Here is a 14061-nt window from a genome sequence, read left to right on the forward strand (position 1 = left end):
GAAAGACAAAAAAAATTATGCCCAGAGGGCCGGACTGCCTGCCTTGAGAAGAAGAGTCACTACTTTTCTGTATTCTTCAACCTTCTGGTCATCGTCTATGTAATGACCGCCACCAAGCAGATAGTCAGAAAAAATAGTACCGATCACTGCGGTAAAACAGATGTCTTTAACATTTTCAGCGAGGTTAGCTTTGGATCCGGTTCGGGTAAGAAATTCATTGAACATTTCCCAGCCAGTGGAATAAAGCCCGTCCCTAAGATCCTGCAACTCTTCACTGTCATGATTAAGTTCGCTTAAACCAACGAGATAAAGATCTCGATTTTGGCGGGCATCCGCCAAAAACCGGGCCACATTCAACTCCACCAGTTCAGCATGATCACCGGCCTCATTCATGGACTGCCGGATTACGGCAACCATCCGCTCACTGAACGCGCTGAAAATTTCACGCAACAATCCAGCCTTACCACCGAAATAGTAAGAGATCATGGCACTATTAACGTCAGCTTCACGGGCGATATCCCTGATCCCGACAGTGTTGAAGGAACGTTCGGCAAAGAGTTTGGCCCCGGCTTGGAGAATCTTTTCGCGTTTTGTCATAGGACCCAATTAATCAAGCGATTAACAATTGTCAATCACCTGATTAATAATTTCAGTGGATATATTTCTACCAGAGGTTCTTGGTATCCAGTTCCTTAACTGTTTCCGGCATGTCTGGCAGGGATGATTTCTTCGTTATATTAATGACTTCCACCCTGCGGTTCTGTGCGCGGCCCAGAGAGCTGTCATTGGGTGCGATGGGTTGCTCTTCACCCATACCCTGAATTTCGATGCGCTCGGGATCGATATTGAAATGAACGGCGAGATAATTTTTAACAGCTTCAGCACGTTTCAGACTCAAGGTCTGGTTGTAACCCTTGTCTCCAGCGGAATCTGTATGGCCGACAAGCTTGACCTGCATGCCCTTTCCGGTGCTGGAAGTAAGTGCTTCTCCCAGCGAATTCACCACCGGATATGCTTTTTCGCTGATTTTAGATGAGTTGACCTTGAATTCGATCTTAAGGAAAGCCCGGCCACCGGGATCGGTTATCATGCGCAGGATGTCATCTGAATTGGAGGCAAAACCGTCCTGCCCGGCAAAAGAAACAGACGCGCAGCAGAACACAAAGATGAACATGAATGCCAATTTTTTCATAAGGACCTCCGGGCCGTGGTTTCTGGAATAACATCAAAATACCCTCTCCCCGACTTTGGAGCAAGGATTTCCGTTTGCGCCAAGGTCTAATAATCCGGTTTTGAGCGGCCCCGCTTAACTTCGGAACGTTTCTTTTTGTTATCAAGACGCTTGCGTTTAGCGGAGTTCGGAACCTTGGTATTGCGCCTCTTACGCACCGGCTTCAGGGCATCGGCCAGCATTTTGGCAAAACGGGCAATTGCCTCCTCCTTGTTGCGGAACTGGCTACGGTGTTCTTCACAGGAAATCTGCAATTCACCTTTAGAATTCATACGCCCGCCAAGCCTGCTGATAATCAGCAATTTCCGGTGTTCACTTAAGGAAGGAGAATCCTGTACATTGAAAACAAGAGTGACTTTTGAAGATGTTTTATTTACATGCTGTCCACCCGGCCCGGAGCTGCGGCTGGCGTAGAAACTAATTTCATTATCGGGTATGGACAATGTGGAAGTGATACTTATCATTGCTTTCGGCTGGATGTTTTGTTTTTTGTTGCGCAAATGGCGGCGCACCCTTTTTTAAGTACGACGCTTGGGTCTTGCATCGTTCTTACTTTTTTTCAAGGAGATTTATTATGAAAATCGCACTTCCTTCCAGAGACGGAATGGTTGACGGTCACTTCGGCCACTGTGAAGCTTTCACCATTTTCACTCTCGACGAATCCAAAAATATCATCGAAGAAGAAAAACTCACCCCTCCCCCGGGATGCGGCTGCAAATCCAACATCGTCCCCACTCTTGCTGAAATGGGCGTCAAAATCCTGCTCGCAGGTAACATGGGCCAGGGTGCAGTTAACCTCTTGCAGAACAGCGGTATTCAGGTTATCCGCGGATGTGGTGGTGAACTCAAGGAAGCGGTTGCACAGTGGGCTGCAGGCAACATTACTGATTCCGCAACTGTCTGCGACGACCACGGTTCCTGCGGTAACCACTAGTACCAAACCCATCGGATTGATTTGATGGGCCAGCACTAGAAATCAATTATTACTTGGAGATAGAAACATGAATGAATGTCCTTGCGGTTCCGGCAAAGCTTACGAAAGCTGCTGTGAGCCCTACATTACAGGAAAAGAGCCAGCACCTACCGCCGAAGCACTCATGCGTTCCCGTTACACAGCGTTCGCTGTAAAACGGGTTGATTACCTCGGCGATACCCTCGCCCCGGAAAGCAAACATGACTACGACGAGGCACAGGTCAAAGTATGGGCGGAAACATCCACATGGCTCGGCCTTGAAATTGTTTCTACCTCCAAGGGTATGGAAGATGACGAAACCGGTGAGGTGGAATTCATCGCCAAATTCAGGCAGCAGGGAGCTATCCAGACTCACCACGAAGCCAGCCATTTCGAGAAAAATGACGGCAAATGGTTCTACATCGAAGGTGACTTTGTTCCCCAGCAGCCAATCAAGAAAGACAAGAAAGTAGGACGTAACGAACCCTGCCCCTGCGGCAGCGGCAAGAAATACAAGAAGTGCTGCGGCTAACCGCAACCTTCCGCAAGTCTGAATATTAGAAAGCCCCCCGTTCCTTGGAACGGGGGGCTTTGTTTTTTCTATCCCTAAAACGAAGTCACATTACCAACATCCATACAGCAAATATGACTCCCAAAACACCAAGCAATTATCACATGCTATTATTTATAAATATAGACTAGTTCATAACTAATACAAATTAATTGAATTCTTACTTGCATAAACCAATACGCATAGCCTATAAGCAAACAACATTTTCAATATTCACACATATATTAAACCTAAAAGGAGCGATAGATGGCTTTATCACCAGAGGAAATGGCTCATCAACTCATAGAAATATACGATGACCAAAAACGTCGATACTCACTTGATGTTGATGACTTTAAAGATCTCGCAGGAAAAAACAGACTCAAAGGTTCGTATGTCAGCTACGTTCAGGATGAACTCTCTCAGAAAGGATATCAACTGATCAATATGAGGGAGCAGGAGGACTCCTTTGGAGTCATGAAAAGCGAAGTTGTTAATCAATGGCCTAAGGTTGAATCGGTTAATTACACCCGGGACCGCGAAGAAGACGACGATCACGAATAAACGACCTAAAACAAAACCCCCGTTCCTAGGAACGGGGGTTTTGTTTTTTCAAATCTTATTTCTAATTTATGAAGTCAGTCCGTGAACGGAATCACGGACCCAGTAAAGCAGGTTAAACTTCTCGGTCAGACCTTCCCTGATCTTGTTCAGGGTAGCCTTGTCCATGTCATGAATTCGTATAAAGACATGACGCATATTTTCCTGCTCCGGCTCATAGGAAGTAAGGATGGACATTACCCGTCCGCCGTTGTCCTTGAGATAGTCAAGAACTCCGTTGAGAGATCCCGGCTTGTTGGAAAGAGCAAGGCCAACCTGCACACCGCCGTCGAGAACACCGGTAATACTGATCAGAACCTTGAATACATCGGTATTGGTGATGATACCGACGCACTTGTTCTCCGCATCCACAACCGGGATACCGCCGATCTTATTTTCTTCCATGACCACAGCTGCTTTTTCCACGGTATCTTCGACGGATACGGTGAGAACCTTGCGGGACATGATGTCCTTGATCTTGATTTCGGAGAGCAGGTAGTAAAGCTCATGCATATCGAGAGTGGTCGCTTTGGAGGGAGATGCTTCCTTGATGTCCCTGTCCGAAACAATACCGACCAGAACGCCGTCTTCATCAACGATCGGCAGCCTGCTGATGTCATTATCCTTCAGCAGCTTTGCAGCTTTCATCATGGAACGGTCGTGGGTCAGGGTGATTACGTCCTTGGACATCCAGTTTTTAACCAGCATGTGGAACCTCCTTATGGCCGTCGGCCTGTGATGTTTCTATAAGATGATCAGCGTTAACAATGCAGCTATATTCCGCAAAAAACATTACGTCTGATGCTAAACTTCTCCATTTTCCTACTTATATGATTATATAAACAAAGGTCTGCGGTCAATCTTCATAAACTTAAAATGCGCAAAACCAACATTCTTGCAGCAGAATTTAATTCTTAGGTGTTTCTTTGCGGATAAAAAGACCCGGCGCAATATCGGGGTGGTCGCAACGCAGCACAGCCTGTGTTCCGGAATGGATCACATCTTTCGGCTCGCCATTGGTTGCGGCAAAGGAATAATCACCGGAAGCAACTAACGGTCTTTTCAGGCCGGGAATCAAAATACTTACATCACAATCATCCTCCCAGCGGGCCTTTACGGAAAGCAGCCAGCTGCCGTCTTCGCGCTGTTCCAGAACGCGGGCCACTACCGGCTTGCGCTCTTCCTTGGACGGGGGCTGGGCTATTGTGCTGGGACCTGATGACTTGAAGAATGCGGTGGTCAACGGACGGGTAGCCGCGTTTACCAACTCTTCCATGGCATTTCCGGGCAACGGGCCGCCCTCTTTGGCTCTATCAATTACCGTGCGGTAAACATCCACCACCTGCGCGAGATAAGAAGAACTCTTGGTACGCCCTTCAATCTTCAGGGAAGCAACACCCAGCCTCGCCAGCATGCGCACGTAATGCACAAGGCAGAGGTCTTCGGCTGCGAAGAATTCTGTGTATCCTTCATGCTCCACCGCTTCCCAGACATCCTGACCGGGCCGGGTTTTCTCTTCCACCCGCAAGCCAGTGGCTTTATATTCAAAACGGCAGGGGTGGGTACAGCGGCCCATATTCGCGGATCGGTCATTCAGCCATGCACTGAGGAAACAGCGACCGGAAATAGCCATGCACATGGCCCCGTGGACAAACATCTCCAGCTCCATGCCCTCGGCCTTTCCGGCAATGTCAGTCACATCGGAAGCGGATAATTCTCGGGCAAGGTTGACTCTGGTGGCTCCGAATTTCTTCCAGAACTTCACGGCTTCGCTGTTACCGGTATTGGCTTGTGTGCTGATATGCACTGAAATATCGGGCAGGATTTCAGATGCCAGCATGAGGACACCGGGATCAGCGATGATCAACCCGTCCGGCGGACACTTAGCAAGTTTTTCAAGATCAGCGCGGACCTTGGAGAGATCTTTTTCCTTGGGATAAGCATTGACGCAAAAATATGCCTGAACATTATTATTGCGACAGAGTTCAAAGGCTGCAGGCAATTCCTCCCACTTGAACCCGGCTCCTGCAGAACGCAGGTTCAGGTCCCCTGCACCAAGATAAACGGCATCTGCACCGTAAGCGACAGCGGTTTCGAGTTTTTCCATGTTCCCGGCCGGGCAAAGCAGCTCCGGCATTTCTTCAAGGATGGGACGGGCAATTTCCGGTTTATCAGGTTTTTCTTCTGTGTAGGTCATAGCGGTATATTTAAATAGTAGTGGTTAAATTCTGAGTCCCTTGGACTGCCTGAAGGACTTAAGCCCGTCAAGCACACTGTGGTGCACAAACAACTTTCCGGCCCCTTTACCCAGCTGGATATCCGGTTTCACAGAGCCGTGAAAATCCGATCCACCGCTGGGCTGCAAATCATATTTGCGGGCCAGACGCTTGATGCGATCGGTCATTTCAATGGTGTGGGAACTGTAATAGACTTCAATCCCCTGCAATCCCATCTCTTTTAACCTCCCTACTTCCCGGTCCAATACCTCTTCATTTTTACTTAGCAGGAAGGGATGGGCTAAAATAGGAGTTGCTTCTGTAGAGTGCAGCAGTTCAAAGGCTTCTTCAGCTGAAATATTATTCTTGGGAAAATAGGCTTTGCCCTTTTTCCCGAGATAGTCGTTAAAAGCCTCATCATAGCTTTTAACATACCCTTTCTGGAGCATGATTCTGGCCATGTGCGGCCTGCCGATGGTTCCGGCGGCCTGACCCTGCACCTCTTCCATGGATATGTCAAAGCCGAGCTGCTGCAGTTTTTCCACCACAGCCACATTGCGCTGGGTGCGCATATTGCGCACATCATTAAAAACCCGCTTCAACCGCTCGGAATAGGGATCTACCCAAAGGCCGACTACATGCAGCACCCCCACATCACTGTGGACACTTAGTTCACAACCCGGCACGACCTCTACTCCGGTTTTGACCCCGGTCTCAAGGGCATCAGGAAGACCGTCCATGGTATCATGGTCTGTTAAAGCTATGGCGGTTAGCCCTGCTTCTTTCGCAGCCCTGACAAGCTCAACGGGGCTGAGGGTTCCGTCAGATGCAGTGGAATGAGTATGCAGATCAATGGCAGACATAGTAATCTCCGGTAGCAGCACTGGAAAATGCGGGGTTGAGGAATTTGTTTTCTATAGTTATAGGGTAGGGATCAAACAATGTGCAAGGAGTACCTTTATGACTCTGAATAAAGAACTGATCGATATTCTCGTCTGTCCCAAATGCAAAGACAAGCTGGAACTTCTTGACGGGGAATCCGGACTTAAATGTGAAAGCTGCAAAGTAGTCTACCCGGTCAAAGATGAAATCCCGATCATGCTCGTTGATGAAGCTGTTCCCGCAGACCAGTGGGAAAAGAAATAATTCAAAATATAAACAATGCGGATGAAAGCCCCATGGCTAGCCGCGAACAACAAGGAGTTTCCATGTCCCAAGCCAAAGATGGCGACAAAATCCGCGTCCACTATGCCGGTTCCCTCGAAGACGGTACTGAATTTGATTCCTCCTACAAAAGAGGCGAACCTCTTGAGATCGTTCTCGGTCAGGGCATGCTGATCAAGGGTTTTGAAGACGCTGTCAAAGGCCTTTCCGCCGGCGAAAAGGTTAAAGCAACCATCAGCCCTGAAGAAGGCTACGGCCCCTACCACGAAGAACACACCTTTGAAGTGGACCGCAACCAGATTCCGCCGGAAATCAATCCCGAAGTGGGCATGATGCTTCAGGTTAACACTGATCAGGGTGTTACCAATGTTACCATCAAATCCGTTTCCGACGAGAACGTTGTCCTCGACGGCAACCACCCCCTCGCTGGACAGACCATGATCTTCGAGATCGAACTGCTCGAAATCCTGTCCTAGTTTTAAACGGGCGCATGAAGCCCGTGCAGAAATTTAAAATCCCCGCGTGTTTTTAACGTGGGGATTTTTTGTTTTATATCAACACATTAACCGACAAAAAAACTTTTAGCATGTAAAAATTATATCCAGCAATGTTGACAACTCTTTTTGAATGCATATTTGTATTCCAGACGAAGATAACAGGAGGTTATTTATGGTTATCGACTTTAGTTCATTCTATAACTTTCCGTATGAATTTGATAAAATCTTCAATGATGCATTCAACCCTCATCATCACAACAGGCGAAAAGCGTCATATCCTCCGTTGAACATCTGTGAAGATGAAAACAACATATATATTCGTGCGGAAGTACCTGGAATTTCCATTGATGACATGGAAATCACCATCACAGCAAAGAACCTTGTACTCAAGGGAGAACGCAAATTGCCGGAAGGCAGATACTTCAGGCAGGAAAGACCGTCAGGAACATTCCAAAGAATCATCTCAATCAACACTACTGTTGATGTAGATAATGTTTCTGCATCAGTAAAAGACGGCATACTGAATATAGTTCTCCCCAAAACAGAAGCATCAACACCCAGAAAAGTTGATATTGCTGTAGAATAACGGAGGGTTCACTATGAGCGAAGAAAGAAAAATTGAAAAATTCAGCCCTGCAACCGACATCGTTGAAAGCGAACAGGGATTTTACATGTACGTGGACCTGCCCGGTGTTAGCAGGGAAGCCCTTGAAATTGATCTCGATGAAAACACCCTTGTTGTTTCCGGTAAAGCAGCTGCAGCCCTCGCCGAAGGGGAAAAATTCATTGATCAGGAATTCTGCGAAGGTCAATACACCCGCAGATTTACCATCGCAGACGTCGTAGACCGCGAAAACATCAAAGCAAACCTTAAAAACGGTGTGCTGGAACTGTTCCTGCCCAAACAGCCGGAAGTTCAGCCCCGAAAAATACAGATTACAAGCAAATAAAAACCCTCACTCCTTCACACCCCAAGAAAAAAGGCTCCCTCTGCCACGGGGAGCCTTTTTCGCTTTTCATGAATAGGTATGAAAAACTACTTTAAGCCCTGTTCATTCAAAAATTTCCCGAGCTCTTTATCTGTCTTCAAAATATGATCACGCAGCCAGTCGGCTAAAAATTTGAATACCTTCACCGGCTCCACTTTATCGCCTGAACTAACCAGATTATTGAGAGCTTCAGCCTTCACAGCAAAATTTTCATGCATTTTTATATGCCTCTCCGCAGCCGGATATCCATAGTTATTCATCAAGCTGTCTTCAGTGGCAAAATGGCTCTTAGCATAGGCGCACATGTCCTTAACAAGTTCTCCAAGTACCTTATCCTCTTCCATATTGGTTACTGAGTCATACGCCTTGTTAATCATGGCAATAAGCTGCCTGTGCTCGTCATCAATAACTTTTACCCCTACAGAGTAACTTTCATCCCATTTCAGAATCGGCATAGCTGCTCCTTTTTAGTCTCAAACATATTATCTATCTTCCATATAGGACACAAGTTCTCCATTTTAAGGCAATGTCCACTTTATAAAATTAATATTTTCATCATCCTGTATTTGCCCGTGGTGAAGGTTTCTGATAAACCGCTAGAAACCCTTCCAAGGAGGAAAACACAACATGAAACTCTTCAAAATAATGCTGGTCAGCGCCCTTTTCTGCGCTGCCCTTTTTGCCGGAACCGCCAATGCAGCAGAAGACAAAGTTTTCGTTAAGCTCCAGACCAGCGTTGGCAACATCGTAATCGAACTGGATAAAGACAAGGCCCCTGAAACCGTTGCCAACTTTCTGCGCTATGTCAAAGAAGGGCACTACAGCGGCACAATCTTTCACCGCGTTATCGACGGATTCATGATTCAGGGTGGTAACTTCGATGTAAACATGCAGCCCCGCCCCACTCACGCACCGGTTAAAAACGAAGCCCGCAATGGCCTTTACAACGACAAGTACACCATCGCCATGGCCCGGACCAATGATCCGCACTCCGCCACTGACCAGTTTTTTATCAACGTAAAAGACAACGCATTCTTGAACTTCAAGTCCGAATCCGGCTCCGGTTGGGGATACGCTGTTTTCGGTAAAGTCATCGGCGGTAAAAAAGTAGTCGACAAGATCGCTAAAACCGTGACTTACCGCAAAGGTCGTTTTGATGATGTACCGGTAAAACCCATTACTATCATCAAGGCAGAAGAGCTTAAGCAGTAAGCAACTTCAAATTTGACTTCACGTCCCCGACCACAAAGTGGCTGGGGACTTTTTTTTGACAAGCAACACCCGAACTTTTATGTAGGTCCCAAGCTACTAAAATTATCCCCGGAGGAAATTTCATGCACCTTAAGAATAGAATCGCCTTTGGCGTTATCATCGCCCTGACGCTGGGACTGGCCGGATGCCAGTCCGCATATTACAAAACAATGGAAGGCTTTGGATACCACAAACGGGACATTCTTGTTTCAAACGTAGAAAAAGCGCAGGAATCTCAAGAAGAAGCCAGCGAACAATTCAAAAGCGCACTGGAAAAATTCAGCGCATTAACCGGATTCCATGGCGGCGATCTTCAGGAAATATACGAACGCCTTAACGATGAATATGAACACAGCGAAGCCGCAGCACTCGAAGTCCGCAAAAGGATCGATTCTGTTGAAGAAGTCGGTAACGATCTCTTCGAAGAATGGAAAAACGAACTTTCCCAGTACTCCAGCACCAAACTGCGCAACGACAGCCGGGTAAAGCTTTCCAAGACCAAAAGCAAATTCAAACGTCTGCTCTCTGCCATGCGCAAGGCAGAAAAGAAAATCGATCCGGTGCTCAGCGTATTCAAGGATCAGGTTCTGTACCTGAAGCATAACCTGAACGCTCAGGCCATAGCTTCCCTCAAGTCTGAACTGAACACCCTTGAAGCCGACATCGGCAGACTGATCAAAGAAATGCAACGTTCAATTGACGAAGCTGATGCGTTTATCAAAGAACTGAAGAAGAATTAACATTCCCGAAGGCACGAAAAAGTCCCCGGAACATCAAATGTTCCGGGGACTTTTTTCGTGCTTGTTAATCAGCTGCAGCGAAAACGGGTTATCCGTTAACCACCTGCAATTGTTTTTTTACAAATTCCAATTCATCTTCAGAGCTGCTTTCAGCCATTTCAGCCAGAGCCTGCGCGCAGAAAGTAAGCATCACATCCGTATCCAATCCCAGTAGAATGGACCCGTTGGAAACGATACAGGTATCACCCTGATCTTCCATCAAATATGCCCTTCTGTCACGCTCCTCACCGTTTCTGGTTGCAATGGAGTAGCCTGTGCGCCCCTTCTCGGTACTGAAAATCTTCTCAGATACCAGCTCCCCGCTGTTCTCGTTGTAATTGAGAGATTCACTTTCAAGCTTTCCGATAAAGGAAATCTGGCCGCCAAAATCATTTTCCAGAGTCACCCGTTTCAGGGCAGCTGACTTTTTCATGATCCTTGTCCACCGATGTTTGTCAAATGGGCAGTTTCAGTTGCTCAGGTCCATCCTTTGCCCCCTTCTCCTTCTTTGGCGCTGCCTTCAAACCGGATTCAATATATTCCAGCAGGGAACTTTCCGGCACACGCCACTGACTGCCCACCTTAATACCCCGAATCTTACCCTCCTGAACAAGCCTGTAGGCCGTCCGGGGATGGATTCTCAGCGTGTCGGCAATCTCACGTACCGTGTATAGCGTAGGCGAGGGAGTCAAAGACTTTTCCTGATTTTTCAAAATTACACTACGATGTAGTTCTTATGACACTATTTGTCAAAAATTGTCAAAGAAATGCACAGATGCCTCTTCTTTTCTGCAACAACACTCCAACAATCATTAAATTGACTGAAATTACACAAGAAATAACAAACACCACTCCTGTTTTCAGGAATAGACCACAATGAATCTTCAAAAATAATTTCCCCTTTTTTCTTCAAAACACGCAAAAAATCCCCTTTGACCGTGGCCAAAGGGGATTTTCTTAGCGTCTAAACCTGGTAATCTAAAATCTCAAACGAGGATCACGCGGCCAGTAGCCGTTGTAATCGTAGCAGAGATAAACCGTGAATTTGCGGGAAGGCTTGCCACGGAAAGTGGTCTGAATATGAATCGGAGAGCTGACCCGTTCAAACATTTTCGGCAGCTCCTGATTGATTTCATCATGGAACTTCTTGATTACGTAGATGCAATCCCAGCCGACCTTTCCTTCCGGACCGGGCCACATATCGTACTGGTTCATGCGGCGGTCGATCCATGCACAATAGGTGCGCGGCTGTCCCGGCACATAGAACGCAAGTGCTGCGGTCATGTCGTATTCATCGCTCATTACAAAGACCTTGGACGGATCTTTGAACTGGCTCTTTTCAAGCTCCACCACCTGCTGACCGAGGTCGGTCCAGCCTTTCAAGCGGTGGGTGGGATTGAGATGGTCCGGAAGGGGCACGAGGTTCTGGAAATGGAGAACTACGAAGATTACCAGACTCAAAGTAACCCACAAGGTACGCATCCGGCCACGGCGGGCCCAGAAGCTCTCAAAAGCGAACCCGGCAATCATTACCCCGCTGACATAGGAGATAACCGCCCAGTTACCGAGTACCTTGGCGTGGAAACTCCACAGGAAAAAGAAAATCCAGACCGGGAGAAAGAACACGGAAAGCAGTGCACTCTGGCGGTAGCTCAAGTTCATCAGATTGCGCCCTTTGCCTTTGAGTACAAAGAACAGGGCTGTGAAGCCTCCGATAAACATAAAGGTCAGCCACCACGGGGTAGCCATGCCAACCTGCTCACCAAAGAACGGCAGGAAGCGGTCAAAGCGCAACAAATGTGAAGCCTTATCACCGGAAGCACCGATCAGATGCAGCACGTGCTTGTAGCCTACAAAATTGTTCTGCATATTCCAGATCAAAGTAGGCAGGAAGCCGAGGAATATCCCCCCTCCCAAAGCAAGTAGCAACTTGTGCCAGAATCCGCGCGGCAGTCTTTCCCTGCGCATAAGCAGCAGCCCGTACATGACAGAAAGTCCGGCAAATCCAAGCATGGTATACTTGGCAAGGATGCCCAGACCGAAGAAGAAAGCGATTGCCCAGAAAGGCTTTGTACGCGATTCATTGGAGTCACGTTCCAAGCCGGGCGGATGCGGAAGCGAGGCTTTGTAGAGTGCAAAAAACGCACAACTCCAGCAGAGAATAAAGGGATTATCCGTAGTCATCAGGATTCCCAAAGCCAGATATACAGGCATGGCATTGAAGATGAACAACGTCCAGATAGCGGCAACGGGCCGTTTCCATATCTTTGCCATGCCCAGATAAAGCACAATCTGGGTCAAAAAGAGTCCGACCACCGATCCAAAGCGGACCCCGAACTCGGTATTGCCGAAAACGGAAGTCCAAAGCCCGATAATCCACGCAATGAGCGGGCCTTTGGAGTAGTAGGTAAGCTGCATGTGCCGGGTCCAGTCCCAGTACTGGGCCTCATCCTGCACAAGGTTAAGCTGCCCGGTTCCCAGAAACCAGAGCCTTGCAAACGTACTTATAAGAATTATGGTTACAGCCCAGATAACAGGCTGTTTTTCAAACGAATCATTTAACGATGACACTTAATGTGACCTCCTTGCGAGGAAACTCTTATCCGAGGCTGCATGAGATGACAACAGCCCGCTTTTGTGGCAGATCAAGCCAAAACAAAGCCCCCGTTAACAGGGGGCGGTAATTTCGAGATGTTCTTTGCGGCGCTTTTCCCGTCCCGGTTAGAGACCCAATTTTTTAATCCTGTCCTCAGGCTTGATAATCTCGGTTACCCTGAACCCAAAGTTCTCATTGATAACAACAAGTTCTCCGCGCGCAACCAGTCTCCCTTCCACGTACATGTCCAGCGGTTCTCCGGCCAGCTTATGCAGCTCGATAACCGTACCCTGACCGAACTGGATGATTTCGTTGACCAGAAGCTTGGTCCGTCCCATTTCGACTTTAACTTCGAGGGGGATATCCAGAATGCGTTTCAGACTTTGCTCAGCCATTTATATAAACTCCACTAATAATCTTGGTTAACTGCAGGCAGGATACAGCAAAAAACAGCAAACAACCAGCAAAAGACCTGCTCTTTAATTTCAAGCCCTTACTTAACCTGCTCTACAGTCGGCCCACCCTCTTTTTGCGGTTGCAGGGCCAGAATAGCATCCGCACTTTCGGAAAATAAATCCAGGGGATGGTGGCTGATAACCAACACCTGAAAGCCAAGCCGCTCGGCAATGGTTCCGATCAGCTCCATAAATCTGGGTACAAGATCAGGGCGCAGCCAGCAATCCTGCTCATCAAGCACCAGAAAAGGCCTGTGCGCTTCAGGATTAAGGCGAGACAAAGCAATCAAACGCAGGCCCACGGATAAAATATTGCAAACCGAACCGCCCTGACCGACCATTATATCTTCTTCGCCGCCCTGATTCAGAATCTGGAAATCCACCTGCAATTTCTTGTCACGGATGGATGCAACAGCTTTGACCTCCCGGTCCTGCCCCAGAATTTCCCGGATGGCATGGGTCAGGTTGGTTTCCAGTTCGCTCAGCAGCTCCCCGAACAAAGCCGTGGAAAGCTCTTCCAGCCGCTCTGCCGCAACAGGCGCAATTTCCAGAAATTCATCCACCCTGCGGCCCTCTTCACGCAAAGACAGCCAATCGTCCATGCGGGAGGAGGCCTTCGCGCTCAAACGGTCCGCCCTGCGTTCCAAAGATTCAAGTGTAATATCTGATTGATTTGTCATCATAGTATGCCTTCGGCGACCCTGCCGGGAGCCATTTTGATGCGCTATCGCGCTTTTTAATAAAAGATTTCGCCGCCGGCGGCTTAAACCCTTTTGCAAAA

Annotated in this window: 20 protein-coding genes and 1 pseudogene; 9 read left to right on the forward strand and 12 right to left on the reverse strand. The window is 47.8% G+C overall.

The features are described from left to right. Positions 1 to 15 precede the first annotated feature (15 nt). The 3 genes from ACNI29_RS06925 to arfB form a co-directional block, all read right to left on the reverse strand. Positions 16 to 597 carry a TetR family transcriptional regulator gene (locus ACNI29_RS06925; protein WP_419781474.1) on the reverse strand — a complete coding sequence of 194 codons (582 nt, stop codon included), beginning with the start codon at positions 595 to 597 and terminating at the stop codon, positions 16 to 18. 67 nt (positions 598 to 664) lie between these two features. After that, positions 665 to 1192: an OmpA family protein gene (locus tag ACNI29_RS06930; protein WP_419781475.1), complete on the reverse strand. Its 528-nt coding sequence runs from the start codon at positions 1190 to 1192 to the stop codon at positions 665 to 667. An 86-nt stretch (positions 1193 to 1278) separates the two neighbouring features. Beyond that, a complete protein-coding gene (gene arfB / locus ACNI29_RS06935; protein ID WP_419781476.1) occupies positions 1279 to 1695 on the reverse strand; it encodes an alternative ribosome rescue aminoacyl-tRNA hydrolase ArfB in 417 nt (138 codons plus the stop codon). Between the two features lie 110 nt (positions 1696 to 1805). On the opposite strand from arfB, the gene ACNI29_RS06940 reads away from it, so the two are divergent. The 3 genes from ACNI29_RS06940 to ACNI29_RS06950 all read left to right on the forward strand — a co-directional run bounded on the left by ACNI29_RS06940 (position 1806) and on the right by ACNI29_RS06950 (position 3297). Then, positions 1806 to 2165, forward strand: a complete 360-nt coding sequence (locus tag ACNI29_RS06940; RefSeq protein ID WP_419781477.1) for a NifB/NifX family molybdenum-iron cluster-binding protein — start codon at positions 1806 to 1808, stop codon at positions 2163 to 2165. 67 nt (positions 2166 to 2232) lie between these two features. Then, on the forward strand, positions 2233 to 2715 hold the full coding sequence (locus ACNI29_RS06945) for a YchJ family protein (protein ID WP_419781478.1): 483 nt from the start codon (positions 2233 to 2235) through the stop codon (positions 2713 to 2715). A gap of 285 nt (positions 2716 to 3000) precedes the next feature. Beyond that, complete coding sequence (locus ACNI29_RS06950; protein WP_419781479.1) at positions 3001 to 3297, forward strand: hypothetical protein; 297 nt, start codon at positions 3001 to 3003, stop codon at positions 3295 to 3297. A 66-nt stretch (positions 3298 to 3363) separates the two neighbouring features. Here the strand turns inward: ACNI29_RS06950 and ACNI29_RS06955 are convergent, their stop codons facing one another. The 3 genes from ACNI29_RS06955 to ACNI29_RS06965 form a co-directional block, all read right to left on the reverse strand. Continuing rightward, entirely contained in the window at positions 3364 to 4041 is a 678-nt protein-coding gene (locus ACNI29_RS06955; RefSeq protein WP_419781480.1) for a CBS and ACT domain-containing protein, read from the reverse strand. 199 nt (positions 4042 to 4240) lie between these two features. Next, positions 4241 to 5530, reverse strand: a complete 1290-nt coding sequence (locus ACNI29_RS06960) for a peptidase U32 family protein (protein WP_419781481.1) — start codon at positions 5528 to 5530, stop codon at positions 4241 to 4243. Between the two features lie 24 nt (positions 5531 to 5554). Continuing rightward, positions 5555 to 6412: a PHP domain-containing protein gene (locus ACNI29_RS06965; RefSeq protein ID WP_419781482.1), complete on the reverse strand. Its 858-nt coding sequence runs from the start codon at positions 6410 to 6412 to the stop codon at positions 5555 to 5557. A gap of 97 nt (positions 6413 to 6509) precedes the next feature. Here ACNI29_RS06965 and ACNI29_RS06970 point away from each other — a divergent pair, with 97 nt between their 5' ends. From ACNI29_RS06970 to ACNI29_RS06985, 4 genes are all read left to right on the forward strand, one after another. Continuing rightward, positions 6510 to 6695, forward strand: coding sequence for a Trm112 family protein (locus ACNI29_RS06970; protein WP_419781483.1), 186 nt, complete (start codon positions 6510 to 6512; stop codon positions 6693 to 6695). A 62-nt stretch (positions 6696 to 6757) separates the two neighbouring features. Further along, positions 6758 to 7189, forward strand: coding sequence for an FKBP-type peptidyl-prolyl cis-trans isomerase (locus tag ACNI29_RS06975; RefSeq protein ID WP_419781484.1), 432 nt, complete (start codon positions 6758 to 6760; stop codon positions 7187 to 7189). A gap of 193 nt (positions 7190 to 7382) precedes the next feature. Beyond that, a complete protein-coding gene (locus ACNI29_RS06980) occupies positions 7383 to 7796 on the forward strand; it encodes an Hsp20/alpha crystallin family protein (RefSeq protein ID WP_419781485.1) in 414 nt (137 codons plus the stop codon). Positions 7797 to 7809: 13 nt separating this feature from the next. Further along, positions 7810 to 8160, forward strand: coding sequence for an Hsp20/alpha crystallin family protein (locus ACNI29_RS06985; RefSeq protein WP_419781486.1), 351 nt, complete (start codon positions 7810 to 7812; stop codon positions 8158 to 8160). An 86-nt stretch (positions 8161 to 8246) separates the two neighbouring features. Here the strand turns inward: ACNI29_RS06985 and ACNI29_RS06990 are convergent, their stop codons facing one another. Beyond that, positions 8247 to 8654: a bacteriohemerythrin gene (locus ACNI29_RS06990; protein WP_419781487.1), complete on the reverse strand. Its 408-nt coding sequence runs from the start codon at positions 8652 to 8654 to the stop codon at positions 8247 to 8249. A 172-nt stretch (positions 8655 to 8826) separates the two neighbouring features. Here ACNI29_RS06990 and ACNI29_RS06995 point away from each other — a divergent pair, with 172 nt between their 5' ends. Then, on the forward strand, positions 8827 to 9411 hold the full coding sequence (locus tag ACNI29_RS06995) for a peptidylprolyl isomerase (RefSeq protein ID WP_419781488.1): 585 nt from the start codon (positions 8827 to 8829) through the stop codon (positions 9409 to 9411). 122 nt (positions 9412 to 9533) lie between these two features. Then, the gene (locus ACNI29_RS07000; protein WP_419781489.1) at positions 9534 to 10190 is read left to right on the forward strand and encodes a DUF2959 domain-containing protein; all 657 of its coding nucleotides are present in this window, start codon (positions 9534 to 9536) and stop codon (positions 10188 to 10190) included. Positions 10191 to 10278: 88 nt separating this feature from the next. Here ACNI29_RS07000 and ACNI29_RS07005 read toward each other — a convergent pair whose 3' ends face one another. The 5 genes and pseudogenes from ACNI29_RS07005 to ACNI29_RS07025 form a co-directional block, all read right to left on the reverse strand. Beyond that, positions 10279 to 10662, reverse strand: a complete 384-nt coding sequence (locus ACNI29_RS07005; RefSeq protein WP_419781490.1) for a hypothetical protein — start codon at positions 10660 to 10662, stop codon at positions 10279 to 10281. Between the two features lie 22 nt (positions 10663 to 10684). Then, the gene (locus ACNI29_RS07010; RefSeq protein ID WP_419781491.1) at positions 10685 to 10942 is read right to left on the reverse strand and encodes a helix-turn-helix domain-containing protein; all 258 of its coding nucleotides are present in this window, start codon (positions 10940 to 10942) and stop codon (positions 10685 to 10687) included. Positions 10943 to 11207: 265 nt separating this feature from the next. Then, a complete protein-coding gene (locus ACNI29_RS07015; protein WP_419781492.1) occupies positions 11208 to 12800 on the reverse strand; it encodes an ArnT family glycosyltransferase in 1593 nt (530 codons plus the stop codon). 150 nt (positions 12801 to 12950) lie between these two features. Beyond that, a pseudogene (fliN, locus tag ACNI29_RS07020) lies at positions 12951 to 13205 on the reverse strand (flagellar motor switch protein FliN); the annotation flags it as partial. Positions 13206 to 13318: 113 nt separating this feature from the next. Continuing rightward, a complete protein-coding gene (locus ACNI29_RS07025; RefSeq protein ID WP_419781493.1) occupies positions 13319 to 13963 on the reverse strand; it encodes an AAA family ATPase in 645 nt (214 codons plus the stop codon). Between the last annotated feature and the right edge of the window lie 98 nt (positions 13964 to 14061).

It is taken from the genome of Maridesulfovibrio spiralis (SeqCode), assembly GCF_048571135.1.
In the GTDB taxonomy this organism is placed as follows: Bacteria; Desulfobacterota; Desulfovibrionia; order Desulfovibrionales; family Desulfovibrionaceae; genus Maridesulfovibrio; species Maridesulfovibrio spiralis.

What these genes read in the sequence shown, in the direction of transcription:
- ACNI29_RS06950 (WP_419781479.1), top strand. Translation starts at nt 3,001, where the DNA reads ATGGCTTTATCACCAGAGGAAATGGCTCATCAACTCATAGAAATATAC.
- ACNI29_RS06955 (WP_419781480.1), bottom strand. Translation starts at nt 4,041, where the DNA reads ATGCTGGTTAAAAACTGGATGTCCAAGGACGTAATCACCCTGACCCAC.
- ACNI29_RS06985 (WP_419781486.1), top strand. Translation starts at nt 7,810, where the DNA reads ATGAGCGAAGAAAGAAAAATTGAAAAATTCAGCCCTGCAACCGACATC.
- ACNI29_RS06990 (WP_419781487.1), bottom strand. Translation starts at nt 8,654, where the DNA reads ATGCCGATTCTGAAATGGGATGAAAGTTACTCTGTAGGGGTAAAAGTT.
- ACNI29_RS07005 (WP_419781490.1), bottom strand. Translation starts at nt 10,662, where the DNA reads ATGAAAAAGTCAGCTGCCCTGAAACGGGTGACTCTGGAAAATGATTTT.
- ACNI29_RS07000 (WP_419781489.1), top strand. Translation starts at nt 9,534, where the DNA reads ATGCACCTTAAGAATAGAATCGCCTTTGGCGTTATCATCGCCCTGACG.
- ACNI29_RS07025 (WP_419781493.1), bottom strand. Translation starts at nt 13,963, where the DNA reads ATGATGACAAATCAATCAGATATTACACTTGAATCTTTGGAACGCAGG.
- ACNI29_RS06930 (WP_419781475.1), bottom strand. Translation starts at nt 1,192, where the DNA reads ATGAAAAAATTGGCATTCATGTTCATCTTTGTGTTCTGCTGCGCGTCT.
- ACNI29_RS06970 (WP_419781483.1), top strand. Translation starts at nt 6,510, where the DNA reads ATGACTCTGAATAAAGAACTGATCGATATTCTCGTCTGTCCCAAATGC.
- ACNI29_RS06960 (WP_419781481.1), bottom strand. Translation starts at nt 5,530, where the DNA reads ATGACCTACACAGAAGAAAAACCTGATAAACCGGAAATTGCCCGTCCC.
- ACNI29_RS06965 (WP_419781482.1), bottom strand. Translation starts at nt 6,412, where the DNA reads ATGTCTGCCATTGATCTGCATACTCATTCCACTGCATCTGACGGAACC.
- ACNI29_RS06945 (WP_419781478.1), top strand. Translation starts at nt 2,233, where the DNA reads ATGAATGAATGTCCTTGCGGTTCCGGCAAAGCTTACGAAAGCTGCTGT.
- ACNI29_RS06995 (WP_419781488.1), top strand. Translation starts at nt 8,827, where the DNA reads ATGAAACTCTTCAAAATAATGCTGGTCAGCGCCCTTTTCTGCGCTGCC.
- arfB (WP_419781476.1), bottom strand. Translation starts at nt 1,695, where the DNA reads ATGATAAGTATCACTTCCACATTGTCCATACCCGATAATGAAATTAGT.
- ACNI29_RS06925 (WP_419781474.1), bottom strand. Translation starts at nt 597, where the DNA reads ATGACAAAACGCGAAAAGATTCTCCAAGCCGGGGCCAAACTCTTTGCC.
- ACNI29_RS06940 (WP_419781477.1), top strand. Translation starts at nt 1,806, where the DNA reads ATGAAAATCGCACTTCCTTCCAGAGACGGAATGGTTGACGGTCACTTC.
- ACNI29_RS06975 (WP_419781484.1), top strand. Translation starts at nt 6,758, where the DNA reads ATGTCCCAAGCCAAAGATGGCGACAAAATCCGCGTCCACTATGCCGGT.
- ACNI29_RS06980 (WP_419781485.1), top strand. Translation starts at nt 7,383, where the DNA reads ATGGTTATCGACTTTAGTTCATTCTATAACTTTCCGTATGAATTTGAT.